Raw genomic sequence first — 25,975 nt, 5'->3', positions numbered from 1 at the left:
CCAGGGTAAATGGAGCGGCTTCGGGATCGCCTTGCCGCTTCCTTTGTTTGATCCGAACGGCAAGGATGGTCAGCCGATCGTCATCAAATTCGCATTGCCGCCCGCCGCCGCCGTGTTCACGCTCACCGAGCGCTCGGTCAGCAGCCGCTCGAGCGCGTAGTCTTCCGCATCGCCATGCTCGAACGCGCCCGCCGACACACCCTGCACCGACACGATCGGGCCCGGCCGCTGCGCGATTTCCTTCACGAGCGTCTGCAGTTCGTCGCTGTCGCCTTCGAACAGCACCGCGTCGAACGGCACGTCCGCCTGCTTGCGCACGGCCGCATGCGCCTTCAGCGCAGCCGGCAGCGCGGCCACCAGCGCCTCGCCCGCCGCACCGGCGAACAGCGCGCGGTTGCCGGTCGCCAGGACCGCCGCAAACTGCGCGCGGGCCCCGCTCGGCGTTGCCGCGACACACAGCACCGTGCCGCGCGGGCCGAGTGTATACGTGTTTCGCTCACCCGTCGGCCCGGTCAGCACTGCGGTCGCGCCGGCCGGCACCTGCGCGAGATAGCCGTCGCAGCGTGCGGCGAGCGCCGGCTCGCGCTGCTCGATCAGCCAGTCGCGCAGCGCGGTGAGCACTGCCGCCGGATTGCCGCGCGCGTCGCCTTCGACCGCGCCGTCCGCGATCAGCATCTGCGCGAGCGAACGCGGCAGGCCCGACGGACGCGTCGCGAGCAGGCGCTGCAGGTACAGCGCGCCGCCGGCCTTCGGGCCCGTGCCCGACAGCCCTTCGCCGCCGAACGGCTGCACGCCGACCACCGCGCCGATCACGTTGCGGTTCACGTAGATGTTGCCGACGTGTGCGTTCGAGATCACGTGCGCGATCGTCTCGTCGATCCGCGTGTGGATCCCGAGCGTCAGGCCGTAGCCCGTCGCGCGGATCTGCTCGAGCAGCTTGTCGAGCTGGCTGCGGCGGTAGCGCACCACGTGCAGCACGGGGCCGAACACTTCACGCTTCAGTTCGTCGATGCTGCCGATCTCGATCAGCGTCGGCGGCACGAACGTGCCGTGTGCGCATGCATCGGGCGCCGGCAGTTGCGTGACCGTGTGACCCTTGTCCGTCATCGTCGCGACGTGCGTGTCGATCGTCTGCTTCGCTTCGCCGTCGATCACCGGGCCGACGTCGGTCGACAGCCGGTCCGGGTTGCCGAGCGCCAGCTCGTGCATCGCGCCCTTCAGCATCGTCAGCGTGCGGTCCGCGACATCGTCCTGCAGACACAGAACGCGCAGCGCCGAACACCGTTGACCGGCCGAGTCGAACGACGACTGCATCACGTCCGCGACAACCTGCTCCGCGAGCGCCGACGAGTCGACGATCATCGCGTTCTGGCCGCCCGTTTCGGCGATCAGCGGAATCGGCTTGCCGTCCGGGTCGAGGCGTGCGGACAGCGTCTTGTTGATCAGGCGCGCGACTTCGGTCGAGCCGGTGAACATCACCGCGCGGGTGCGCGCATCGGCGACCAGCGCCGCGCCGACGGTCTCGCCGGTGCCCGGCAGCAACTGCACCGCGCCGGCCGGCACGCCGGCCTCGCGCAGCAGGCGCACGGCCTGGGCGGCGATCAGGGGTGTCTGTTCGGCCGGCTTCGCGAGCACCGTGTTGCCGGCCGCCAGCGCGGCGGCCACCTGGCCCATGAAGATCGCGAGCGGGAAGTTCCACGGGCTGATACAGACCACGGGACCGAGCGGACGGTGCGTGTCGTTCGAGAACTCGTCGCGGATCTGCGCCGCGTAGTAGCGCAGGAAGTCGACGGCTTCGCGGATTTCGGCGATCGCGTTCGGCAGCGACTTGCCGGCTTCGCGCACGATCAGGCCCATCAGCGTGTGCATCTGCGCTTCGAGCAGGTCGGCCGCGCGCACCAGGCAGTCGGCGCGCGCATCGACCGGCGTCGCCTGCCAGATCGGCGCGGCAGCCACCGCGTGCGCGAGCGCCGCGCTCACGTGTTCGGCCGTCGCTTCGCTGACCGTGCCGACTACGTCGCGCTGATCGGCCGGGTTGCGCACGTCGCGCGCCGGAGCGTCGGCAAGCGCGTCGTCGGCGAGCAGCGGCGCCGCGCGCCACGGATGATGCGCGCTCGCGAGCAGCGCGGACGACAGCGACGCGAGACGGTGTTCGTTCGACAGGTCGAGGCCCATCGAGTTGGGGCGCTCGTCGCCGTACAGGTGGCGCGGCAGCGGGATCTTCGCGTGCGGCGCGCCGAGCGGCACGACCTTCGCGGCTTCGTCGACCGGGTCGGCGACCAGCTCCTTCACCGATACCGTCTTGTCGGCGATGCGGTTCACGAACGACGTGTTCGCGCCGTTCTCCAGCAGGCGACGCACGAGGTATGCGAGCAGCGTTTCGTGCGTGCCGACCGGCGCATACACGCGGCACGGACGGTTCAGCTTGTCGCGGCCCGTGACTTCCTCGTACAGCGGCTCGCCCATCCCGTGCAGGCACTGGAACTCATACTGGCCCGGGTAGTAGTTCTGGCCGGCCAGGTGATAGATCGCGGCCAGCGTGTACGCGTTGTGCGTCGCGAACTGCGGGTAGACGGCGTCGGGTGCCGCGAGCAGCTTCTTCGCACACGCGAGGTACGACACGTCGGTGTAGATCTTGCGCGTATAGACCGGATAGCCTTCGAGGCCGTCGACCTGCGCACGCTTGATTTCGGTGTCCCAGTACGCGCCCTTGACCAGGCGGATCATCAGGCGGTGACGGCTGCGGCGCGCGAGGTCGATCAGGTAGTCGATCACGAACGGGCAGCGCTTCTGGTAGCCCTGCACGACGAAGCCGATGCCGTTCCAGCCCGCGAGCTCCGGATCGAAGCACAGCGCCTCGAGCAGGTCGAGCGACAGTTCGAGACGGTCGGCTTCTTCCGCGTCGATGTTCAGGCCGATGTCGTAGCGGCGCGCCAGCAGTGCGAGCGAACGCACGCGCGGCAGCAGCTCGCTCATCGTGCGGTCCTGCTGCGAGCGCGAGTAGCGTGCGTGCAGCGCCGACAGCTTGATCGAGATGCCCGGGCCTTCGTAGATGCCGCGGCCGCCGGCCGCCTTGCCGATCGCGTGGATCGCCTGCTCGTACGACGCGTAGTAGCGCTGCGCGTCCTCTTCGGTCGTCGCCGCTTCGCCGAGCATGTCGTACGAGTAGCGGAAGCCGCGCGCTTCGTATTTACGGCTGTTCGCGAGCGCTTCGGAAATCGTTTCGCCGGTGACGAACTGCTCGCCCATCAGGCGCATCGCCATGTCGACGCCCTTGCGGATCAGCGGCTCGCCGCCGCGGCCGATCAGGCGCGTGAGCGCCGACGACAGGCCCGCTTCGCTGTTGGTCGTCACGAGCTTGCCGGTGATCATCAGCCCCCAGGTCGCCGCGTTCACGAACAGCGACGGCGCGTGGCCGACGTGCGAACGCCAGTCGCCCTTGCTGATCTTGTCGCGAATCAGCGCATCGCGCGTCGCGCGATCGGGAATCCGCAGCAGCGCTTCCGCGAGACACATCAGCGCGACGCCTTCCTGGCTCGACAGCGAGAACTCGTGGATCAGCCCTTCGACGCCGCCGCCCGAGCTCTTCTCGCGCAGCGCCTCGACGAGCGCCGTCGCGAGCGTCTGCACATCGGCCTGCAGGTTCGCCGGCAGGCGCGCCTGGCCCAGCAGAAACGGCACGCATTCCGGCTCCGGGCGGCGATACGCGGCCGTGATCGCCGCGCGCAGCACCGATTGCGGCTGCACGTTCTGCGCGAACTCGAGGAACGGATGCGGCGAGTTGTCGTCGTCGCCGTCCGGCGACTGGCCGTCGGCGAGCTCCGTGACACCGCTGCTGCCCGACAGCTCGGGCGGCAACTGGCCGTGCTCGATCCGCTCGAGATACGCGAAGATCGCCTGCTTGATCAGCCAGTGGGGAGTGCGCTCGAGACGCGCGGCCGCGTCTTTCAGGCGCGAGCGGAGAAGGTCGTCGACTTTGACGCCGAGAGTCGTGCTTGCCATGGTGGGTTCGTGCGCCGGTGCGAGCCCGGCAATGTGGTGTGAGAGGATGCGCGAAATCCTACGGCACGCAATAAAAAGGTGCAACCGAATTACGAGATTGGTTGCACCCTTGAGTTACTCAATATAATCAGCCACTTAGACGGTTGCAACCTAGGGGTTGCCCGTGGTCGGCGGATCGGTGTTTTCCCTGATCGGGGCAAATTTGCGCGCGCGGGCAAGCTTTGGTGCGTCGCACCGAGGAGGAAAACGGGTTGCACTGGGCGTGCCGGCGGGCGATGCGAGGCAGGGTTGGAACGGGTCCCGACAACGGGATGACGGGTCGCCCGGCGGTCCAGGCGGCGGTCCGGGCGGCAGGTAGCGGCGCACGGCACGGCGGCCGTGGTGGCGGCGCTCGGCTCAGATGTCCAGCGGATCGACTTCGACGCTCCAGCGCAGCACGCCCTTCAGCCTGCGCAGCTCCGGCTGCCATGCGCGCAGCGCATGCTGCAGCGCGGCCCGCGACGCGCTTTCGAGCAGCAGCTGCGCGCGGTGGACGTTCGCGACCTTCACGATCGTCATCGGCACCGCGTCGTACACGGTCACGCGATCGGCGCCCGGCAGCCCCGGCAATGCGGCCGCGGCCTGCAGCAGGAACGCGAGCGCCGCGTCGAGCGTGCGCCCTTCGGCGCGCAGCAGCGCCTGATAGACGAACGGTGGCAGGTGCGCATCGCGGCGCTCGCCGAGCGTCGAATTCGCGAAGCCGACGTAGTCCTGCCGCCCGAGCGCGTGATACAGCGCGTGACGCGGGTAACGGGTCTGCACGAGCACCTCGCCCGGCAGCCCGGCGCGCCCCGCGCGGCCGCTCACCTGCATCAGCTGCGCGAACAGCCGCTCGCTCGCGCGGAAGTCGTGCGAAAACAGCGCCGTGTCGGCATTGAGCACGCCGACGAGCGACACGCGCTGGAAGTCGTGCCCCTTGGCGATCATCTGCGTACCGACCAGGATGTCGACCTCACCCGCGTGCACGTCCGAGAAAAGCGCCTGCGCGCTGCCCTTGCGCCGCGTGCTGTCCGCGTCAATCCGGAGTACGCGCGCGCCCGGCACGGCCTCGGCGAGCGCTTCCTCGATACGCTGCGTACCGCGCCCGAGCGGCGCGATATCCACGTTCCCGCACTCCGGGCATGACCGCGGAATGCGTGCCTCCCAGCCGCAGTGATGGCAGCGCAGCGCGTGCTCCGGTTTGTGCAGCACGACGTAGGCGCTGCAGCGCGGACACCCGGCGACCCAGCCGCACGCGTCGCAGGCGAGCTGCGGCGCATAACCGCGCCGGTTCAGGAACACGAGGCTCTGTTCGCTGCGCTCGAGCCGCGCCTTCAGCGCCGCGACGAGCGGCCCCGACAGCCCGCCCATCGACGCGCGCCCGCGCCGCCGCTCCTCCTCGAGATCGATCAGCCGCACGGTGGGCAGCGTCGCGTCGGCCACCGCGCGGCGCGACAGCGTGAGCCGCGTGTAGCGGCCCTGCTCGGCCTGCCACCAGGTCTCGAGCGACGGCGTCGCCGAACCGAGCACGACCGGAATGCCGAGATACTTCGCGCGCCACACCGCGAGATCGCGCGCCGAATAGCGCAGCCCTTCCTGCTGCTTGTACGCGGGCTCGTGCTCCTCGTCGACGACGATCAGCGCGAGCGTCGGCAGCGATGCGAGCACGGCGAGTCGCGTGCCGAGCACGATCCGCGCGCGGCCCGTGTGTGCGGCGAGCCAGTTGCGCGCGCGCTCGCCCTCGGCGAGCCCGCTGTGCAGGGTGACGATCGCATCGTCGGCGAGCGTGCCCGCGAAGCGCGCGCGAAACGCGGCCTCGAACTGCGGCGTCAGGTTGATTTCGGGAACGAGCACGAGCGCTTGTGCGTCAGCGCGCGCGTCGAGCAGCGCCGCGAGCGCATGCAGATAAACCTCGGTCTTGCCGCTGCCCGTCACGCCATGCAGCAGGAACGGTGCGAAGCCCTGCGCGGCGCGGATCGCGTCGAGCGCCTCGGCCTGCTGATCGGTGAGCGCCGGCGGCACAGCTCGCCCACCGGTTGTCGACAGGTTATCCACAGCTTTGGGCACAGGCGCATCGGCCCAGCCGATTTCCTCGACGCCGACCCAGCCGCGCGCCGCCCAGTCGTCGAGCGTCGCGCCCGCCTTCGGGTGCAGCGCGCGCGCGTCGGGCAGCGTCAGCGAATCGGTGTCGGCGAGCGCCTGCGCGAGCCGCCGCAGCGCGGCCCCGCGCGCGGGCAGTGCGTCGGGGAGCGCCGCGCGGCCGGCTTCGGTCAGCCGGTAGCGCACCTCGGGCGCCAGCAACCGCCCCCAGCGCTCCGCGTCGCGCAGCGCCTGCGGCAGCGCCGGCAGTGCGACTTCGCCGCGGCCGCGCTGGTAGTAGTCGGCCGCGAACGAGACGAGCGCGAGCCAGTCCGGCGACAGCGGCGGCAGTTCGGTGCAGATCGCGTCGACCGCACGCAGCCGCGACGGCGGCACGTCGGTGTGAGTCGTCACTTCGCAGACGAGCCCGACGACCAGCCGCTTGCCGAACGGCACCTGCACGAGCGTGCCGGGCTCAGGTGTCGGCTGCACGTCGCAGCGGTAATCGAACAGGGTGGCGAGCGGATGGTCGAGCGCGACCCGCAGGTAGGTGCCGTCCATCACCGCGCTCCGGCGGCGGCTCGGGCCGTGCGGACGGCTGGCACCCGCGGCCACGTGACGGCGGCGGACTTAAAGTAAAACTTCAGATTCGGCGCTAAGTTTTGGATTCGCATTAGGAATCGCCGTATACCCTGACCAGCCTGTGGATAACTTTGTTGAGAACTCGCCGCTCAACCGCCGCGAAGCGCCCGGGGCCGTGCTTTCCGCTGTTTTCACCTGCCGTATGCCGCCCCCCGCGGAGCCTTATCCCATAAGGCTGCTATTCAAATTACCGCACCATAGCGAGACAATTCGACCGATACAGGGCTCTACCGCGCTGCAACGTGGAAAATGTGCATAAGTCAAGTCTTGACAAGCAACGAATCGGCAACGGGTGCGGGATTGCGCCCTGTTTAGCGCCGACAGCGAAACGCTGTCATCCCGCAGCGCAGCATGACAGCGCTTGCGCTCAGCCCGCCGCTCCGCTACGGATCGCGCGGCTGTGAGTGTGCACTTCGTCGACCAGTTCGGCGACGTGGTCGGGCGACGTGAACTGCGAGATGCCGTGGCCGAGGTTGAATACGTGGCCCGGGTGGTTGCCGTAGCTGTCGAGTACGGCGCGCGCCTGCTCGCGCACCGCGGCCGGCGGCGCAAACAGGATCGTCGGATCGAGGTTGCCCTGCAGCGCGACGCGCCCCGCGACGCGCTCGCGCGCGGTGCCGAGGTTGACCGTCCAGTCGAGCCCGACCGCGTCGACGCCGGTCGCCGCGATTTCCTCGAGCCACAGCCCGCCGCCCTTCGTGAAGGTGATCACCGGCACCCGCTCGCCGTCGTGCTCGCGCTTGAGCTGCGACACCACGCGGCGGATGTAGTCGAGCGAGAAGCGCTGGTATGCGCCGTCGGCCAGCGCGCCGCCCCACGTATCGAAGATCATCACGGCCTGCGCGCCGGCTTCGATCTGCGCGTTCAGGTATGCGGCCACGGCTTGCGCGTTCACGTCGAGGATCCGGTGCATCAGGTCGGGGCGCGAATACGCCATCGACTTCACCGTGCGGAAATCGTCCGACCCGCCGCCTTCGACCATGTAGCACGCGAGCGTCCACGGGCTGCCCGAGAAGCCGATCAGCGGCACGCGCTGGCGGCCCTGGCCGTCGGTCAGCGCGCGGCGGATCTCGCGCACGGCGCCGGTCACGTAGCCGAGCGTCTCCTCGATGTCCGGCACCGCGAGCTTCGCGACGTCGGCCTCGGTGCGCACCGGATGCGCGAACTTCGGCCCTTCGCCGACCTGGAAGTCGAGGCCGAGGCCCATCGCGTCGGGAATCGTCAGGATGTCCGAGAACAGGATCGCGGCGTCGAGCGGGAAGCGCTCGAGCGGCTGCAGCGTCACTTCGGTCGCGTAGTCGGGATTCTTCGCGAGGCCGAGGAAGCTGCCGGCGCGCGCACGCGTCGCGTTGTATTCGGGCAGGTAGCGGCCGGCCTGACGCATCAGCCAGATCGGCGTGTAGTCGGTCGGCTCGCGCAGAAGCGCACGCAGGAAGGTGTCGTTGAGCAGGGTATGGGCCACGGTAGGAGCGACGATGCGAAGGCAAAGCGGCATTTTACCGGAGCGGGGCCGCGAGGCTGCGTATGCCGTTGCGATGGCGGCCATATGACGCGCGCGATGGCTCCGTTATGATCGGACGCTGATATCAAACCGAACGAAGGAGGAGACCGATGAAGACATTCGCCACGCTCGCTGCGGCCGCCATGCTGTGCTGCGCCGCCGCGCACGCGCAGACCGGCGCGGGCGCCGTCGCCGCCGGCTCGCGGCTCGACGACGTGCTCGCACGCGGCTCGCTGCGCGTATGCACGACGGGCGACTACAAGCCGTATTCGTACTACCGGACGGACGGCCGCTTCGAGGGCATCGACATCGACATGGCCGAATCGCTCGCGAAATCGCTCGGCGTGAAGGCCGACTACGTGAAGACGAGCTGGTCGAACCTCACCGGCGACTTCGTCGCGAAGTGCGATATCGCGGTCGGCGGCGTCTCGACCACGCTCGAGCGCCAGAAGCGCGTGTTCTTCACGCAGCCGTACGTCGTCGACGGCAAGACGCCGATCGTGCGCTGCGCGGACGCCGACAAGTACCAGACCGTCACGCAGATCGACCGGCCCGATACGCGCGTGATCGTGAACCCGGGCGGCACCAACGAGCGCTTTGCGAAGCAGTTCTTCACGCACGCGAACCTGAGCGTCTATCCCGACAACGTGACGATCTTCAAGCAGATCCTCGCCGGCAAGGCGGACGTCATGGTGACGGATGCGTCCGAGACGCTGCTGCAGCAAAAGCTGAACCCGGGCCTGTGCTCGGTGCATCCGGACAAGCCGTTCCAGTTCGGCGAGAAGGCGTACATGGTGCCGCGCGGCGACGTCGCGTTCCAGCAGTACGTCGACCAGTGGCTGCACCTCGCACTGTCGACCGGCGAATACCAGGCGATCTCCGACAAGTGGCTGAAGTAAGCTGAATCGCGCGCGGCAACGGCAACCCGTAGCGGACACCGACCCCGGTAACGGCCGGTGAAATCGGTGCGGCGGCGGCGTCCGGCGCCCCGCCGTTACACATTGGCCGCCGCGCGGCGCGGGCGAAACCGTGAAAATTGTCCGAACGGACGACTATCGCGCGCCGCGATCACGTTTCAAAATCTTTCTGACGAATCAATCGTGATGGGCGGGATCTGCCGCGCGATGCACATTCCGGCGTGTAAATCGGCAATTCATCGATCCCGATACGCATGAAAAACGCATTGCGCGCATACGATGAAAACTCTGCGGAAAAGATAAGTAAATATGACCTTTATCAGGACCCCGAAAACAGCAAAATATCCCGGAAAGCCTTATCTGGCGGGCGTTACAACCTGAAACACTTTGTTACCGCGAGGGGTCAGTAATTCGCCCACAATGGGCTCAACGGTTTCAACACGGATGCGGTCTCGTGTGCCAAGTGTGAGCGGACGCGAAGCGCTGCGAGCCAGTCGGTCACGTACCGAAGCCCTTCCGAGGGGCATCCCTGTTGGAGTCGTTTCCGGCCCCCCGCCGGACTCGGTTTCATCTTTGGTCTCCTCGCGCTAACCCCGTAGCGTGTGGTTTTTAGCGGGCTAATAAGCCCGCTTTTTTTCGTCTATCGAAACCGCAACGGCCCGCAGGCCGCCGCGTTTTTCCCGCCGCCTGACCGTGTTATGCGGTCTTCTGCACATCGAGCTTCAGTTCCTCGATCATCCGTTCGCGCATCACGAACTTCTGCACCTTGCCCGTCACCGTCATCGGCAATTCGTCGACGAAGCGGACGTAGCGCGGAATCTTGTAGTGCGCGATCTGCCCGTTGCAGAACGCCCGCACGTCGTCCTCCGACATCTGCTCGTCCGCACGCAGCACGATCCACGCGCACAGCTCCTCGCCGTATTTCGCATCGGGCACACCGAACACCTGCGCGCTCTGAATCTTCGGATGCCTGAACAGGAATTCCTCGATCTCGCGCGGATACACGTTCTCGCCGCCGCGGATCACCATGTCCTTGAGCCGGCCGACGATGTTGCAGTAGCCGTCCGCGTCGAGCGTCGCGAGGTCGCCCGTATGCATCCAGCCGTCGACCAGCACCTCGCGCGTCTTCGCGTCGTCGTCCCAGTAGCCGAGCATCACCGAATAGCCCTTCGTGCACAGCTCGCCCGTTGCGCCGACCTGCACGACGTCGCCATTCGGATCGACGATCTTCACCTCCAGATGCGGCTGGATGCGGCCGACCGTCGTCGTGCGCTTCTCGAGCGGATCGTCGGTCGAGCTCTGGAACGACACCGGGCTCGTCTCCGTCATCCCGTATGCGATCGTGATCTCCGACAGGTGCATCTGCGACACCACGCGCTTCATCGTCTCGATCGGGCATGGCGAACCGGCCATGATCCCGGTGCGCAGCGTCGCCAGGTCGAATGTCGCGAACGCCGGATGATCGAGCTCCGCGATGAACATCGTCGGCACGCCGTGCAGCGCGGTGCAGCGTTCGTCGGCGACGGCCGCGAGCGTCGCGACCGGATCGAACGCCTCACCGGGGAATACCATCGCCGTGCCCTTCGACACGCACGCGAGCACTGCCAGCACCATGCCGAAGCAGTGATACAGCGGCACCGGAATGCACAACGAATCCTGCTCGGTGAAGCGCATCGCCATCGCGATCGAGCGCGCGTTGTTGACGACGTTGCGGTGCGTGAGCGTCGCGCCCTTCGGGCTGCCGGTCGTGCCGCTCGTGAACTGGATATTGATCGGATCGGTGGCGGCGAGCGTCGCGCCGATCGCGTCGAGCCGCGCGACATCGAGCGTGTCCCGGCCGCGCGCCATCACGTCCGCGAAGCGGAACATGCCGGCCGGCGCGACCTCGCCCATCGACACGACCGTGCGCAGGCTCGGCACGCGTGCCGCATGCAGGTCGCCCGGCGTCGCGCTTGCGAGCTCCGGCGCGATGGTCTGCAGCATCTCGACGTAGGCCGACGTCTTGAAGCGCTCGGCCGCGATCACGGCCTTGCAGCCGACCTTGTTCAGCGCGTATTCGAGTTCCGCGAGCCGGTAGGCCGGATTGATGTTGACGAGAACCGCGCCGATGCGCGCGGTCGCGAACTGCGTGAGCAGCCATTCGCTGCGATTCGGCGACCAGATGCCGACGCAATCGCCCTTCACGATTCCGAGCGCGGCGAGGCCCGCCGCGAGCACGTCGATCTCGTGCGCGAACTCGCGCCAGGTCCAGCGTACCTGCTGCTCGCGGAACACGACCGCCGGACGTTCGGGAAAGCGGCCGGCCGTGTCGAGCAGGAATCGGCCGATCGTCGCTTCGGATAGCGGCACGTCGGTCGCGCCGCGCACGTACGACAGTCCGTTTTCGGGCGCGATCAGCGCCCCCTTGCCAAGGTCTGCTGCCATCGATGTCTCCGTCCGGTTTTGTCTGATCGGCCTGGCACGCGGTCGATGCGCGCGCCTGCTCCGCCGCACTCGCGGCGGACAGCCTCTGAGCGGATGATGCCGCGCTCTGCTGACGACACTCTGACATCAAATCGCGGCGGACGGATGAAATAGCACGACCGGCCGATACGATCCGGCCCGCAAAAAACAGACGAAAACGACGGGCGAAAAAAAAGCAGCCCGAAGGCTGCTTTCTTTCGCGCGATACGCGGCGCGGCTCAGTGCCGGCTGCGAATCTTCGCCAGACGCTGGATCGCTTCGAGCTGCGCCATTGCGGTCGCGAGTTCGGATTGCGCCTTTGCGAGGTCGAGGTCCGACTTCGCGTTCTGCAGCGTTTCCTCGGCACGCTTGCGCGCTTCCTCGGCTTTCGCCGCGTCGAGGTCCTTGCCGCGGATCGCGGTATCGGCGAGCACCGTCACGGCGCCCGGCTGCACTTCGAGAATGCCGCCCGCGACGAACACGAATTCGTCGTTGCCGCCCTCGACTTCGATGCGCACCGCACCCGGACGAATCCGCGTGATCAGCGGCGTGTGACCCGGCAGAATGCCCAGCTCACCCGTTTCGCCCGGCAGCGCGACGAATTTCGCCTCGCCCGAGAAGATCTGCTCTTCCGCGCTGACGACGTCTACTTTGATGGTTGCCATATCGACTCCTGTCGATCGGGGTCAGCGCTTTTGCGCTGACTCCGATCCCATGCACGGCGGGTTGAGCGTATTACGTGGGCGCCTGTCCGCGAACGGATACCATCAAGGTATCCCTCACGGACGCACCAGCGCCCGCTGCGTTACGCCTGACCCTTACGAGATCTTCTTGGCCTTTTCGAAGGCTTCGTCGATCGTGCCGACCATGTAGAACGCCTGTTCCGGCAGGTGATCGCACTCGCCGTCGACGATCATCTTGAAGCCACGGATCGTTTCCTTCAGCGGCACGTACTTGCCCGGCGAGCCCGTGAACACTTCAGCGACGTGGAACGGCTGCGACAGGAAACGCTGGATCTTACGCGCACGTGCGACCGACAGCTTGTCTTCCGGCGACAGTTCGTCCATGCCCAGAATCGCGATGATGTCGCGCAGTTCCTTGTAGCGCTGCAGCGTCTGCTGAACGCGACGGGTGATCGAGTAGTGCTCTTCACCGATCACGTTCGGGTCGATCTGGCGCGACGTCGAGTCGAGCGGGTCGACTGCCGGGTAGATACCCAGCGAAGCGATGTCACGCGACAGAACGACGGTTGCGTCCAGGTGGCCGAAGGTCGTAGCCGGCGACGGGTCGGTCAAGTCGTCCGCAGGGACGTACACGGCCTGAACCGACGTAATCGAGCCCTTCTTGGTCGACGTGATGCGTTCCTGCAGCTTGCCCATTTCTTCAGCCAGCGTCGGCTGATAGCCCACTGCCGACGGCATACGGCCGAGCAGTGCCGACACTTCGGTACCGGCCAGCGTGAAACGGTAGATGTTGTCGACGAAGAACAGCACGTCGAGGCCTTCGTCACGGAAGTGCTCGGCCATCGTCAGGCCGGTCAGCGCGACGCGCAGACGGTTGCCCGGCGGCTCGTTCATCTGGCCGTACACCAGCGCGACCTTGTCGAGAACGTTCGAGTCCTTCATTTCGTGGTAGAAGTCGTTCCCTTCACGGGTACGCTCGCCCACGCCCGCGAACACGGAGTAACCGCCGTGTTCCTTCGCGATGTTGTTGATGAGCTCCATCATGTTGACGGTCTTGCCCACGCCAGCACCGCCGAACAGGCCAACCTTGCCGCCCTTTGCGAACGGGCAGATCAGGTCGATAACCTTGATACCCGTTTCGAGCAGTTCGGTCGACGGCGACAGTTCGTCGAACGCCGGAGCCTTCTGGTGGATCGAACGCGTATGTTCGCTTTCGATCGGGCCAGCTTCGTCGATCGGACGGCCGAGGACGTCCATGATACGGCCGAGGGTCGGCTTGCCGACCGGCACCGAGATCGGCTTTGCCGTGTTCTTCACGGTCAGGCCGCGGCGCAGGCCGTCGGATGCACCCAGACAAATGGTACGGACCACGCCGTCGCCCAGCTGCTGCTGGACTTCGAGCGTCAGTTCCGAGCCATCGAGAATGAGCGCGTCGTAGATCTTCGGCATGCTGTCGCGCGGGAATTCCACGTCGATAACGGCGCCGATGCACTGTACGATCTTGCCTTCTACCAAAGCAGCAGTACTCATCGCTTTTCCTTTAAATACCTGATTCTTTACTCGCGCAAAGGCGCAGTTGTCGTCCGGGGCGCGCGCTTAAACAGCAGCTGCGCCGCCGACGATCTCCGACAGTTCTTTCGTAATCGCGGCCTGGCGGCTCTTGTTGTACACGAGCTGCAGTTCGCTGATCACCGTCTTCGCGTTGTCGGACGCGGCCTTCATCGCGACCATCCGCGCCGATTGCTCGGACGCCATGTTCTCCGCGACGGCCTGGTACACCAGCGCCTCGACGTAACGCACGAGCAGTTCGTCGACGACTGCCTGCGCGTCCGGCTCGTAGATGTAGTCCCACGACGTGGCCGGCGTACCGTCATCGGCTTCGAAGTGTTCCGACGACAGCGGCAGCAGCTGCTCGATCACGGCTTCCTGCTTCATCGTGTTGACGAAGCGCGTGTAAGCGATATAGACCGCCGACAGCTTGCCTTCCGAGTACAGATCGAGCTGCGTCTTCACGGCGCCGATCAGCTTGTCCAGATGCGGGGTGTCGCCGAGGTGCACGACCTGCGACAGCACCTTCGCGCCGAAGCGGTTCAGGAACCCGAGGCCCTTGCTACCGATCGCGGTGGCTTCGACCTTCTGGCCCTTCTCTTCCAGCTCCTTGAACTTCTGCACCGTCGCACGCAGCACGTTGGTGTTCAGACCGCCGCAAAGACCCTTGTCCGTCGTGACGAGGATGATGCCGGCCGTCTGCGCGCCGTCGTTTGCCACCATGAACGGGTGGCGGTACTCCGGGTTCGCACGGCTCATGTGCGCGGCGATGGCACGGACCTTGTCTGCATACGGACGAGCGGCGCGCATGCGTTCCTGCGCGCGACGCATCTTCGATGCAGCCACCATCTCCATCGCCTTCGTGATCTTGCGCGTGTTCTGCACGCTCTTGATCTTGCCGCGAATTTCCTTCATTCCAGCCATAGCTTGCTCCTTGACCGAAGCGGCGCGGGCGCATCAGCACCCGCGCGGCCTCAGTGTGTCACTCGCGGATCAATAGGCACCGGACTTCTTGAAGGATTCGATTGCCGAGCGCAGTGCGCCTTCGTCGTCCTTCGAGAGATCCTTGGTGTCTTCGATGCGCTTGATGAGGTCAGCGTGGCTGGTCTTCAGGTTGTCGCGCAGGCCCTTCTCGAACGACAGCACTTGCTTGACGTCGAGATCGTCGAGGTAGCCGTTGTTCGCGGCGTACAGCGACACGGCCAGTTCCCACACCTGCAGCGGCTGGTACTGCGGCTGCTTCAGCAGTTCCGTCACGCGGCGGCCGCGCTCGAGCTGCTTGCGGGTCGCTTCGTCGAGGTCCGATGCGAACTGTGCGAATGCTGCCAGTTCACGGTACTGCGCGAGGTCGGTACGGATACCGCCCGACAGCTTCTTCACGACCTTCGTCTGAGCAGCGCCACCGACTCGCGACACCGACACGCCGGCGTTGATTGCCGGGCGGATGCCTGCGTTGAACAGGTCGGTTTCCAGGAAGATCTGGCCGTCGGTAATCGAGATCACGTTCGTCGGAACGAACGCGGTCACGTCGCCAGCCTGCGTTTCGATGACCGGCAGTGCCGTCAGCGAACCGCTCTTGCCCTTCACTTCGCCGTTCGTGAACTTCTCGACGTACTCTTCCGACACGCGAGCAGCACGCTCGAGCAGACGCGAGTGCAGATAGAACACGTCGCCCGGGTAAGCTTCACGGCCCGGCGGGCGGCGCAGCAGCAGCGAGATTTGACGGTATGCCCAAGCCTGCTTGGTCAAGTCGTCATAAATGATCAGCGCGTCTTGACCACGGTCGCGGAAGTATTCGCCCATCGTGCAGCCGGCGTACGGTGCCAGGTACTGCATTGCGGCGGAATCCGATGCCGAAGCGGCGACGACGATCGTGTATTCCATCGCGCCCGTTTCTTCGAGCTTGCGAACCACGTTCATGATCGACGAAGCCTTCTGGCCGATCGCGACGTAGATACAGATCAGGTCCTTGCCCTTCTGGTTGATGATCGCGTCGAGCGCCACCGCGGTCTTGCCGCACTGACGGTCGCCGATGATCAGCTCACGCTGGCCACGGCCGATCGGCACCATCGCGTCGATCGACTTGATGCCCGTCTGCACCGGCTGCGACACCGACTTACGCCAGATCACGCCCGGGGCGATCTTTTCGATCGCGTCGGTCAGCTTGGCGTTGACCGGGCCCTTGCCGTCGATCGGGTTGCCGAGCGCATCGACCACGCGGCCGACGAGTTCCGGACCAACCGGGACTTCCAGAATGCGGCCCGTCGTCTTGACGATGTCGCCTTCCGAGATGTGTTCGTATTCGCCGAGAATCACCGCGCCGACCGAGTCGCGCTCGAGGTTCAGCGCGAGACCGAACGTGTTGCCCGGAAACTCGAGCATTTCGCCCTGCATCACGTCCGACAGGCCGTGGATACGCACGATACCGTCGGTCACGGAGATCACGGTGCCCTGGTTGCGAACGTCTGCGCTCGCTTCAAGGCCCTGGATCCGGCTCTTGATCAGCTCGCTGATCTCAGAGGGATTGAGTTGCATTATTCGCTCCTGATAGTCAATTCTGTTGCGTGCCGGCGTGGCGCTCAGGCGGTCAAGGCAGCCTGCATCGATGCGAGGCGCGCGCGAACCGAGGTGTCGAGCACTTCGTCGCCGACCGTCACGCGCACGCCGCCGATCAGCGACGAATCGACTTCGACCGTCGGCTTCAGCTTGCGCTTGAACTTGCGTTCGAGGCCAGAGACGAGGCTTTCGAGATCCGCGCCGTTCAGCGGGAACGCGCTCACGATCTCGGCGTCGGCTGCACCTTCACGTTCGTTCTTGAGCGCCTCGAACTGCTCGGCGATTTCCGGCAGCAGCGCGATGCGATGATTGTCGACCAGCATCTGCACGAAGTTCTTCGCTTCGGCGCCTGCCGCGACCGGCGACTTCACCGCAGCAAGCAGCAGCTCGGCCACTTGCGTGCGCGTCACCTTCGGGCTCGACGCGACCGACAGCACTTCCGGCAGACGCGCAACCTGGGCCAGCTCTTGCACGAGCGTGGACCAGGCGGCGATGTCACCTCCCTCGGCCACGCGGAACAGCGCTTCTGCGTAAGGGCGGGCGATGGTTGCAAGTTCGGCCATGATCAGAGCTCGGCTTTCAGTTGATTCAGCAGTTGGGCGTGGGCCGTTTGATCGACTTCGCGCTTCAGGATCTGCTCGGCGCCCTTCACGGCCAGCGAGGCGACTTCGCCACGCAGCGCTTCGCGCGCCTTCACGATTTGCTGTTCTGCTTCCGCTTTCGCCTGAGCGACGATGCGGGCGGCTTCAGCTTGGGCGTTGGCCTTGATTTCCTCGGCGACCGCCTGGGCACGCTTTTCAGCGTCGGCGATGCGCTGCTGGCCGTCGTTGCGGGCCTGCGCGAGTTCCTGGTCCACGCGCTTGTGCGCTGCGTCGAGTTCCGCCTTGCCCTTCTCCGCGGCGGCGAGGCCGTCGGCGATCTTCTTCGAACGTTCGTCGAGGGCGTTGATCAACGGCGGCCACACGAACTTCATCGTGAACCACGCGAGGACCAGGAACACGACCATTTGCGCAAACAGAGTTGCGTTGAGATTCACGGTGTTTCCTTATCTGCTATTCCGGAAAAATGAAACGGTAAGGCGCTCATCGAGTTGCATTCGATCAGCGCCCCAAGTCTCCGTTCCGCCCTGCGCCGGCTTACGCCGGGCGCATATTTCCGAGGAACCTTAGCCTGCGAGCTTCGACAGGAGCGGGTTCGCGAACGCGAACAGCATTGCGACACCAACGCCGATCAGGAATGCAGCGTCGATCAGGCCAGCCAGCAGGAACATCTTCGTTTGCAGCGGGTTGATGAGTTCCGGCTGACGCGCGCAGGCTTCGATGTACTTGCCACCCATCAGCGCGATACCGATACAGGCGCCGATTGCACCCAGGCCGATGATGATGCCGATACCGATGGCGGTCAGACCCTGGATGTTGGCGATGTAAGCTTGCATGATCACTCCTTTGTGAAAAGACTTGGAACTGAGATTTAAAAAACTAAAACGGAAACTCTTTTTTGCACGCCGCGCTTAGTGCTTGTCGTGCGCCTGGCCGAGATACACCAGCGTCAGCATCATGAAAATGAATGCCTGCAACAGAACAATCAGGATGTGGAAGATTGCCCAGACGCTACCCGCGATCACATGACCAACGAAGCCGAGGAACGTTGCGTCGCCACCGAAGCTCCACATGCTGCCGAGCAGGGCGATCAACAGGAACAACAGCTCACCCGCGTACATGTTGCCGAACAGCCGCATACCGAGGGAGACGGTCTTGGCGAGATATTCGACGATGTTGAGCGCGAGGTTAGGGATCCACAGCAGCGGGTGGGCGCCGAACGGGGCCGACAGCAGCTCATGCACAAAGCCGCCCGCGCCCTTGATCTTGATGCTGTAGTAGATCATCAGGACGAACACGCCGAGCGCGATGCCGAGCGTGCCGTTCAGGTCGGCCGTCGGGACGATGCGATGGTGGGAAATCACGTCCGACAGACCGAGCAGGCCGATCACGCGGCCCGGCAGGTCGACCGGGAGAAAGTCGAGGGAGTTCATCAGCGCGACCCACACGAACACCGTGAGCGCGAGCGGAGCGATGAAGGTACGATTGCCGTGGACGATGGCCTTCGACTGGTCTTCGACCATTTCGACGAGCATCTCGATTGCGCACTGGAAACGGCCCGGCACGCCCGACGTCGCCTTGCGGGCAGCCAGACGCAGCAGGACGAACGTCACGAAGCCGCAAACGATCGACCAGAACAGCGTGTCGAGATTCCAGACGTGGATGTCGAAAATCGACGTCTGATGCGAGGTGGAGAAATTCTGCAAGTGGTGCGCAATGTACTCGGACGGATCCGGACCGCGCGTGCCTTCGCTAGCTGCCATATCGTTAATGCCACCCAAATTGTCGAAAATCGTTTTGCCTGTTCCGCAACACGCTATTGCGGGAACGGGCCGGTGCGGTTCGTTGTCGAAACCGCACGCTGCTTGTTTTTTACCGCCAGGCCAGCGCGATCCAGTACGTCTTCAGCACGACGAGGTAGGTGACGAGGAGTGCCGGCCAGTGCACGCCGGCATAGCCGTACGCCACTGCGGCGAACATTCCGACCGTCACACCGAGCTTCAGGGCTTCGCCCATCACCCAGCTCATCACGGTGGCCGAGCCACCTGCCTTCAGTCGTGCCACGAACAACGCGCTTGGCACCCAGCCGATCGCCCCGCCCAGAAACGCGGACTGCGCAGCGGCGCCCGGTGACTTTGAAAACAGCCACCACGCCAGCGTTGCAACCAGGGACAAGACCACCTGCGCGGTCACCACCTTGTAGGGGGTTACGCGCGATGGCTTGCTCACGTTCGGACCGAACAACCTCTCGGCGTCCGTCCGCGTGAGCGGAACGATGTTGTCATCTTGCTGCTCGACATCCCACTCGTCGCCATCGGACTCGCGCCGCTCGCCGGCCGCTGAAGCGGTGCGTTGCGCGCGGTGATCATCGTGCCTGTCGTTCGGCGCCTGACCCGCCATCGCAATCTTCCGCAAAATCCTTGAACCCGGCCCCAAGCTTTCTGAAAGCTTTCAGGGGTGCCTAGCTAACAAATCCGGGCGATTGTAAGCGATAGTTGCAAGTGATTCAAGGCTTTAGACGCGACAAAAACCTGCGTAAAACGACGCCTCATCATGTGAAAAACGCGCGATTCTACGACGTACGATGACAGTTGTAAGGTGGGATTTTTGCACCAGTATTTCTTGCGCGAAAAAGTCCTGTGACGATGCAATGGCGTGGCATCGATGCCTGGTGCGGGCGCCACCGGCGCGCCGCGATCGCAGCAGGAATTCTGCTGTGACGCGATCACGGGAAATGACTCGGCGCGATGACGCGGGACAGGCGAAATACTGTGACCAGCCACCAGGCGCGATGCGTGAAATACCGTCGGTCGCGAGCGTACCGATGCAGGCAATCAGTTGTTACGCCGCCACAGTAAACCGACTGTGGAACGCGGCACTTATCAACAACCCCGGCTTCGCAACGAGCGCGAATGCTGTGCCCCTCCCCGCCAAGCTTGCGTTACGCCTGCAGCGCACGCAGCCGCACCGCTCAGCCGTGCACGAGCAGCCACGCGCCGAGTGCCGCACTCACGAGCGCGAACGGAATCGAAACGAGGTGAAACGGCAGCCACATGCGCGGCTCCTTCGCGAGACGCACCGCGATCAGGTTCGCGAGCGAACCGATCGCGAAGCCGAAGCCGCCGACCGACACGCCGAACGCGAGCGCGCGCCAGTCGTGCGTGAATTCCGACAGCAGGATCGCGGCCGGTACGTTGCTGATCCCCTGCGACAGCACGGCGCCCGCCGCAAACACGCGCAGCGGCGAATCGAGGTGGGTCTGTGCGATCACGTCGTGGACGACGGGCAGCGCGGCCGCGCTGCGCAGCACGACGAACATCAGCACGAAGATCAGCAGCAGCAGCCAGTCGATCTTCAGGACTGCATCACGTTTCGCAACCAGCAATGCGATCACGACGGCGATCAGGCCCGGCACCGGATGATGCGCGTCGGCGAGCAGCACGAACGCACCGAACAGCACCGTCGCGAGCAGCGCGTGCATGCGCTGCACGGGAACCGCGTCGACGTCGCCGGACAGGTCGAGCGGTTTCGCGCGAAACGCGCACGCCGTCAGCACGAGCAGCAGCGCCATCATCACAACGGCGAGCGGCCCGAGCGTGACGACGAAGCGGCCGAACGACACGCCACTCAATTGCCACAGGAACAGGTTCTGGGGATTGCCGAGCGGCGTCGCGACGGACCCCGCGTTGACGGCCAGCGCGACGGCGATCACGAGCCGCCTGAACGGCAGCGGTGTCAGCTTGCGCAGCGACACCATCAGCGGAACGACGACGAACAGCGCGACGTCGTTGGTCAACCACATCGCGAGTGCCGCCGCGAACACGACCAGCAGCATCGCGAGCCCGCGCTCGGATCGCACGTGATGCACGATGCGATGCGCGAGCCACATCAGGCACCCGGACAGCTCGAGCGCCTTGGTCAGCATCAGCAGGCCCGCGAGCGTCACGACGGTCTGCCAGTCGACAAGGCCGGCCAGCGCGGCAATTGGTTGCGGGCGCAACCATTGAACAAGAATCAGCGCAAGCGCCAGCACCGTGAGCACGGGCTCCTGCATCAACCATCCGAACCACCTGCGCGGCGCAGCCGCTCCCGCGTTCTCCATCGATTGCGCCTCGTTACTCTTCGGTCGCGACGTTGCCGCGCAGGCGCACGAGAATGCCCTCGAGCGCATCGAGGTTGCCGAAGTCGATCAGCACCTGCCCTCGCCCGCGGCGGCCGAGCTTGATTTTCACCGTCGACGCGAGCAGGTCGGACAACTCTTCTTCGAGACGGCGCGTGTCGCGGCCGCCGTCATCCTTCGCGCGCGCCTTCACGGCCGGCGCTTCCTTGGTCGTGTGCGCGACCAGCTTCTCCGTCTCGCGCACCGACATGCGCTTGTTGACGACCTGGTGCGCGAGCGTGATCTGCGTCGCCGCGTCGACGGCGAGCAGCGCGCGCGCATGCCCCATGTCGAGATCGCCGGCCAACAGCATCGTCTGCACCGGCGATGCGAGATTCAGCAGGCGCAGCAGGTTCGACACCGCGCTGCGCGAACGGCCGACCGATTCAGCCGCCTGTTCGTGCGTAAAACCGAACTCGTCGAGCAGACGCTGGATACCGTGCGCCTCTTCCAGCGGGTTCAGGTCCTCGCGCTGGATGTTCTCGATCAGCGCCATCGCCGCGGCAGCCTGATCGGTCACGTCCTTCACGAGTACCGGCACTTCGTCGAGGCCGGCCAGGCGCGCCGCGCGGAAACGCCGCTCGCCCGCGATGATCTCGTACTTATCGGATGAGATGGGCCGTACCAGGATCGGCTGCATCACGCCCTGCGCGCGAATGCTGGCCGCCAGCTCCTGCAGGCTGCCCTCGTCCATCCGCGTCCGCGGCTGGTACTTGCCGGCCTGCAGCTTGCCGAGCGCGAGCGTGTTCGGCGCCCCTTCGATCTTCACCGCTTCGGTGATGTCCGCACTGCCGCCGAGCAGCGCTTCGAGGCCACGTCCCAAGCCCTTCTTCTTTGGTACCGCGTTCATGTCTTTCTTCCTCGCTTCGCTCATGTCCGGATCACGACACCTCGAACGCGCGGACGCGGTCGATCATCTCGGCACCGAACTGGAGATACGCCTGCGCACCGCGCGAGTTGCGGTCGAACACAACACCCGGCAACCCGTAACTCGGCGCTTCGGCCAGACGCACGTTGCGCGGAATCACCGCGTCGAACACCTTGTCGCCGAAGTGCGCTTTCAGTTGATCGGAGACTTGCTGCTGCAGCGTGATGCGCGGATCGAACATCACGCGCAGCAAGCCGATGATCTTCAGGTCGCGATTCATGTTCGCGTGAACCTGCTTGATCGTATTGACGAGATCCGACAGCCCTTCCAGTGCGAAGTACTCGCACTGCATCGGGATCACGACACCGTGCGCCGCGCACAGGCCGTTCAGCGTCAGCAGCGACAGCGTCGGCGGGCAGTCGATCAGCACGAAGTCGTAATCGTCCGCCACGCGCTCGAGTGCGGCCTTCAGCCGACGCTCGCGGTTGTCGATGCCGATCAGCTCGATCTCGGCACCGGACAGCTCGCGGTTTGCCGGCAGCACGTCGTACGTGACGCCTTCCGGACGCACGCGCGCGTCGGTCACCGATACGCCGTCGATCAGCACTTCGTACACGGTCGACTCGCAAGCGGCCTTGTCGATCCCGCTGCCCATCGTCGCGTTGCCCTGCGGGTCGAGATCGATCAGCAGGACTCGTTGCTCCTGCGCTGCAAGGCTTGCGGCGAGATTAACCGATGTCGTCGTCTTGCCGACGCCCCCCTTCTGGTTCGCAACGCAGAAGATCTTTGCCATCGTTGGTGTGTTCCTCTTACTTCAAACAAACGGCGCGCACTTGCGCGCCTTCAAATCGCCTCGTCGACGGTGACCTCGATCAGATGCCGTTCGGCATCGAGCATCGGTACCGCCAGCCGCATCGTCTGCTTTACGCGACTGCCTTCCGGCAACCGCGCAATTTCGTCATCCGGGTGGACGCCCTTCATTGCCCAGATCGATCCACCGGGCGCGACGAGATGTCGAGCAAGTTTAACGAAGTCGGACAGATCAGCGAAAGCGCGGGATACGATCATGTCGAATTTTTCCGGTACTTCGACACCCGGCTGCAGCGACTCGACTCGACCGGTGACGACCGACAGGTTCGCGAGCTTCAGTTCCGCACGCATCTGCGTCTGGAATGCAGACTTCTTCTGCACGATATCGTTCAGCGTCACTTGCCAGTCCGGCTGCACGATCGCCAGCACGATACCGGGTAACCCGCCGCCCGAACCCACGTCCAGCACGCGCGCCGATGCGCGGCCGCGCAGATGCGGAACGATGGAAAGCGAATCGAGGATGTGCTGGATCAGCATCTGCTTCGGGTCGCGGATCGCGGTCAGGTTGTAGACCGCGTTCCACTTGCCGAGCAGCGCGACATAGTCGAGCAGCTGGTTGCGTTGTGCATCCGTCAATGCGATGTCGAGCGCGGCCGTGCCGTCGACGAGCATCCCTTCAAGTACGTCCCGATTAACCGCCGGCGCGCGACGCGCCGTCATTGTTGCGTCGGGACAGTGCCGTCCCCCTGCTCGGTCGCCTCTGCGGCGGTGCCATTACGACGGCCGAGGCCACGGCGCTTCAGGTGCACCATCAACAGCGAGATCGCAGCCGGCGTGACGCCCGAGATGCGCGATGCCTGGCCGATCGTTTCCGGCCGGAACTCGTTGAGCTTCTGGCTCACCTCGAACGACAGGCCACGCACCTCGCGATAGTCGATACCGTCCGGCAGGCGCGTGTTCTCGTTCGCATCGTTGCGCTCGATCTCGCTGGCCTGACGTTCGATATAGCCCTGATACTTGATGCCGATCTCGACCTGTTCCTTGATCTGCTCGAGCAGCACCGGATCGTCGGCCAGCGGCTCCGCCGGCGCGCATTCACCGCCCTTCAGGCCGCACACGCCGTCGTAGCTGATGCCGGGACGGCGCAGCAATTCGGCGAGGCTGTACTCGTGATCGATCGCCTTGCCGAGCAACGCGGTCGCCTCTTCCGGCGGCAGCGTCTTCGGCGTGACCCACGTCGATTTCAGTCGTTCGGTTTCACGTGAAACAGCATCGCGCTTCCGCGAGAACGCATCCCAGCGAACGTCGTCGACGAGGCCCAGCTCGCGGCCAAGTTCGGTCAGGCGCATGTCGGCATTGTCTTCACGCAGGCTCAGGCGGTACTCGGCACGGCTCGTGAACATCCGGTACGGCTCGGCCACGCCACGCGTGACGAGGTCGTCGACCAGCACGCCAAGGTAGGCCTGGTCGCGACGCGGGCACCATGCGTCCTTCTCCTGCACGTAACGGCCTGCATTCAGCCCAGCGAGCAGGCCCTGTGCGGCCGCTTCTTCATAGCCGGTCGTGCCGTTGATCTGGCCCGCAAAGAACAGCCCGTTGATCGCCTTCGTCTCGAGCGACGCCTTCAGCGCACGCGGGTCGAAGTAGTCGTACTCGATCGCGTAGCCGGGGCGCAGGATGTGTGCGTTCTCGAGGCCACGCATCGAGTGCACGAGTTCGAGCTGCACGTCGAACGGCAAGCTCGTCGAAATCCCGTTCGGATAGAACTCGTTGGTCGTCAGCCCTTCCGGCTCGAGGAAGATCTGGTGCGATTCCTTCGACGCGAACCGGTGGATCTTGTCCTCGATCGACGGGCAGTAACGCGGGCCGACACCTTCGATCACGCCTGTATACATAGGCGAGCGGTCGAGGCCGCCGCGAATGATGTCGTGCGTGCGCTCGTTCGTATGCGTGACCCAGCACGGCAGCTGCTGCGGATGCTGCTCCGCGCGGCCCAGGAACGAGAACACCGGGATCGGATCGAGGTCGCCCGGCTGCTCGTCCAGCTTCGAAAAATCGATCGAGCGGCCATCGATACGCGGCGGCGTACCGGTCTTCAGGCGGCCCTGCGGCAGCTTCAGCTCCTTCAGGCGCGCCGACAGCGACACGGCCGCCGGATCGCCTGCGCGACCACCCGTGTAGTTGTTCAGGCCGACGTGGATCTTGCCGTCGAGGAACGTACCGGCCGTCAGCACCACCGCACGAGCACGGAAGCGGATGCCGATCTGAGTCACGGCGCCGACCACGCGATCGCCTTCGACCATCAGGTCGTCGACGGCCTGCTGGAACAGCCAGAGGTTCGGCTGATTCTCGAGCCGATGGCGGATCGCAGCCTTGTACAGGATACGGTCGGCCTGTGCACGCGTGGCGCGCACAGCCGGACCTTTCGACGAATTGAGGATCCGGAACTGAATACCGCTCTCGTCCGTCGCGGCAGCCATCGCGCCGCCGAGCGCATCGACTTCCTTGACCAGATGGCCCTTGCCAATGCCGCCGATCGACGGATTGCAGCTCATCTGCCCGAGCGTTTCGATGTTATGGGTCAGCAGCAGCGTCTTCGCACCCATACGGGCGGATGCCAACGCGGCTTCCGTGCCTGCGTGACCGCCACCGACGACGATGACGTCAAATTCTGTGGGAAAAAGCATGGTGGATTCCGTACACAGGACTGCGCACGGACCTATCTGAGAAATGTATGGGCCGAATTATAGCGGGTTCGCTTTTCACCCGAAGACCGTCCGAATGGTAGGGTCCGTTCATTTCGCCGATTTTTTTCGCTCAAGCGGCCAATCTGTGCCCTCCGCCCCGCTGCTGCGGCGCCGCCTCGACCTCAACACACATCAACTGGGTGTGCAAAACCGGGGTTCGGGCAGCGGGCCTGTGAAACGGACATCGCATCCCGTCACAGTATTTCCAATCAATCGTGCGCCCCTTATCCACTGTGCGGTCCGGCTCGCGATGGCGGAGCCCTGGCGCGCACCCAACACTCACCAGCCTGTGCAGCCACACTGCCCTGAGCATCCGATTCGCCGCCCATCACAGGGCTTCCACTTGTTCCTCCGGCACTTATCCCCTACCCGGTTCACCCACGCACTGCCCTGCCCCCGAAAAC

The 25,975-nt window shown here is 65.2% G+C and carries 19 protein-coding genes; 1 reads left to right on the top strand and 18 read right to left on the bottom strand.

The genetic code is table 11. The annotated features are described in order from the left end of the window. Nucleotides 1–69 precede the first annotated feature (69 nt). From putA to hemE, 3 genes are all read right to left on the bottom strand, one after another. Nucleotides 70–4,002 (bottom strand): trifunctional transcriptional regulator/proline dehydrogenase/L-glutamate gamma-semialdehyde dehydrogenase, encoded by a 3,933-nt coding sequence (gene putA, locus GEM_RS00530; protein WP_014895507.1) that lies wholly within the window; start codon nucleotides 4,000–4,002, stop codon nucleotides 70–72. Nucleotides 4,003–4,398: 396 nt separating this feature from the next. After that, nucleotides 4,399–6,660 carry a primosomal protein N' gene (locus GEM_RS00525; RefSeq protein ID WP_014895506.1) on the bottom strand — a complete coding sequence of 754 codons (2,262 nt, stop codon included), beginning with the start codon at nucleotides 6,658–6,660 and terminating at the stop codon, nucleotides 4,399–4,401. Between the two features lie 448 nt (nucleotides 6,661–7,108). Continuing rightward, entirely contained in the window at nucleotides 7,109–8,203 is a 1,095-nt protein-coding gene (gene hemE / locus GEM_RS00520; RefSeq protein ID WP_039322498.1) for a uroporphyrinogen decarboxylase, read from the bottom strand. Between the two features lie 149 nt (nucleotides 8,204–8,352). Between hemE and GEM_RS00515 the strand changes: the two genes are divergently transcribed. Next, entirely contained in the window at nucleotides 8,353–9,141 is a 789-nt protein-coding gene (locus tag GEM_RS00515) for a transporter substrate-binding domain-containing protein (RefSeq protein ID WP_014895504.1), read from the top strand. Nucleotides 9,142–9,855: 714 nt separating this feature from the next. On the opposite strand, the gene GEM_RS00510 is transcribed toward GEM_RS00515, so the two are convergent. From GEM_RS00510 to mnmG, 15 genes are all read right to left on the bottom strand, one after another. Then, nucleotides 9,856–11,583 (bottom strand): AMP-binding protein, encoded by a 1,728-nt coding sequence (locus tag GEM_RS00510; RefSeq protein WP_014895502.1) that lies wholly within the window; start codon nucleotides 11,581–11,583, stop codon nucleotides 9,856–9,858. A 257-nt stretch (nucleotides 11,584–11,840) separates the two neighbouring features. Next, on the bottom strand, nucleotides 11,841–12,266 hold the full coding sequence (locus GEM_RS00505; protein ID WP_006477288.1) for a F0F1 ATP synthase subunit epsilon: 426 nt from the start codon (nucleotides 12,264–12,266) through the stop codon (nucleotides 11,841–11,843). Between the two features lie 153 nt (nucleotides 12,267–12,419). Further along, a complete protein-coding gene (gene atpD, locus GEM_RS00500; protein WP_014895501.1) occupies nucleotides 12,420–13,814 on the bottom strand; it encodes a F0F1 ATP synthase subunit beta in 1,395 nt (464 codons plus the stop codon). Nucleotides 13,815–13,880: 66 nt separating this feature from the next. Next, nucleotides 13,881–14,756, bottom strand: a complete 876-nt coding sequence (gene atpG / locus GEM_RS00495; RefSeq protein WP_014895500.1) for a F0F1 ATP synthase subunit gamma — start codon at nucleotides 14,754–14,756, stop codon at nucleotides 13,881–13,883. Nucleotides 14,757–14,825: 69 nt separating this feature from the next. After that, nucleotides 14,826–16,367 (bottom strand): F0F1 ATP synthase subunit alpha, encoded by a 1,542-nt coding sequence (gene atpA, locus GEM_RS00490; RefSeq protein WP_014895499.1) that lies wholly within the window; start codon nucleotides 16,365–16,367, stop codon nucleotides 14,826–14,828. Nucleotides 16,368–16,411: 44 nt separating this feature from the next. Beyond that, a complete protein-coding gene (locus GEM_RS00485) occupies nucleotides 16,412–16,951 on the bottom strand; it encodes a F0F1 ATP synthase subunit delta (protein WP_014895498.1) in 540 nt (179 codons plus the stop codon). 2 nt (nucleotides 16,952–16,953) lie between these two features. Beyond that, complete coding sequence (locus GEM_RS00480; protein ID WP_006751767.1) at nucleotides 16,954–17,424, bottom strand: F0F1 ATP synthase subunit B; 471 nt, start codon at nucleotides 17,422–17,424, stop codon at nucleotides 16,954–16,956. Nucleotides 17,425–17,553: 129 nt separating this feature from the next. Then, nucleotides 17,554–17,823 carry a F0F1 ATP synthase subunit C gene (gene atpE / locus GEM_RS00475; RefSeq protein ID WP_006482730.1) on the bottom strand — a complete coding sequence of 90 codons (270 nt, stop codon included), beginning with the start codon at nucleotides 17,821–17,823 and terminating at the stop codon, nucleotides 17,554–17,556. 75 nt (nucleotides 17,824–17,898) lie between these two features. After that, nucleotides 17,899–18,750 carry a F0F1 ATP synthase subunit A gene (gene atpB / locus GEM_RS00470; protein ID WP_014895497.1) on the bottom strand — a complete coding sequence of 284 codons (852 nt, stop codon included), beginning with the start codon at nucleotides 18,748–18,750 and terminating at the stop codon, nucleotides 17,899–17,901. Between the two features lie 109 nt (nucleotides 18,751–18,859). Beyond that, nucleotides 18,860–19,387, bottom strand: coding sequence for an ATP synthase subunit I (locus GEM_RS00465; RefSeq protein ID WP_014895496.1), 528 nt, complete (start codon nucleotides 19,385–19,387; stop codon nucleotides 18,860–18,862). Between the two features lie 571 nt (nucleotides 19,388–19,958). After that, the gene (locus GEM_RS00460) at nucleotides 19,959–21,089 is read right to left on the bottom strand and encodes an SLC13 family permease (protein WP_014895495.1); all 1,131 of its coding nucleotides are present in this window, start codon (nucleotides 21,087–21,089) and stop codon (nucleotides 19,959–19,961) included. A gap of 13 nt (nucleotides 21,090–21,102) precedes the next feature. Further along, the gene (locus GEM_RS00455; RefSeq protein ID WP_014895494.1) at nucleotides 21,103–21,996 is read right to left on the bottom strand and encodes a ParB/RepB/Spo0J family partition protein; all 894 of its coding nucleotides are present in this window, start codon (nucleotides 21,994–21,996) and stop codon (nucleotides 21,103–21,105) included. Nucleotides 21,997–22,027: 31 nt separating this feature from the next. Then, a complete protein-coding gene (locus GEM_RS00450) occupies nucleotides 22,028–22,807 on the bottom strand; it encodes a ParA family protein (RefSeq protein WP_014895493.1) in 780 nt (259 codons plus the stop codon). Between the two features lie 50 nt (nucleotides 22,808–22,857). Beyond that, a complete protein-coding gene (gene rsmG, locus GEM_RS00445) occupies nucleotides 22,858–23,544 on the bottom strand; it encodes a 16S rRNA (guanine(527)-N(7))-methyltransferase RsmG (protein ID WP_014895492.1) in 687 nt (228 codons plus the stop codon). Beyond that, the gene (gene mnmG / locus GEM_RS00440; protein ID WP_014895491.1) at nucleotides 23,541–25,511 is read right to left on the bottom strand and encodes a tRNA uridine-5-carboxymethylaminomethyl(34) synthesis enzyme MnmG; all 1,971 of its coding nucleotides are present in this window, start codon (nucleotides 25,509–25,511) and stop codon (nucleotides 23,541–23,543) included. The genes rsmG and mnmG overlap by 4 nt, the downstream gene beginning before the upstream one ends. Nucleotides 25,512–25,975: the final 464 nt, after the last annotated feature.

The organism is Burkholderia cepacia GG4 (genome assembly GCF_000292915.1).
GTDB classification, from domain to species: domain Bacteria; phylum Pseudomonadota; class Gammaproteobacteria; order Burkholderiales; family Burkholderiaceae; genus Burkholderia; species Burkholderia cepacia_D.
The sequence above is the reverse complement of the archived record's forward strand: the minus strand, read 5'-3'. Positions and strand labels throughout refer to the sequence as shown.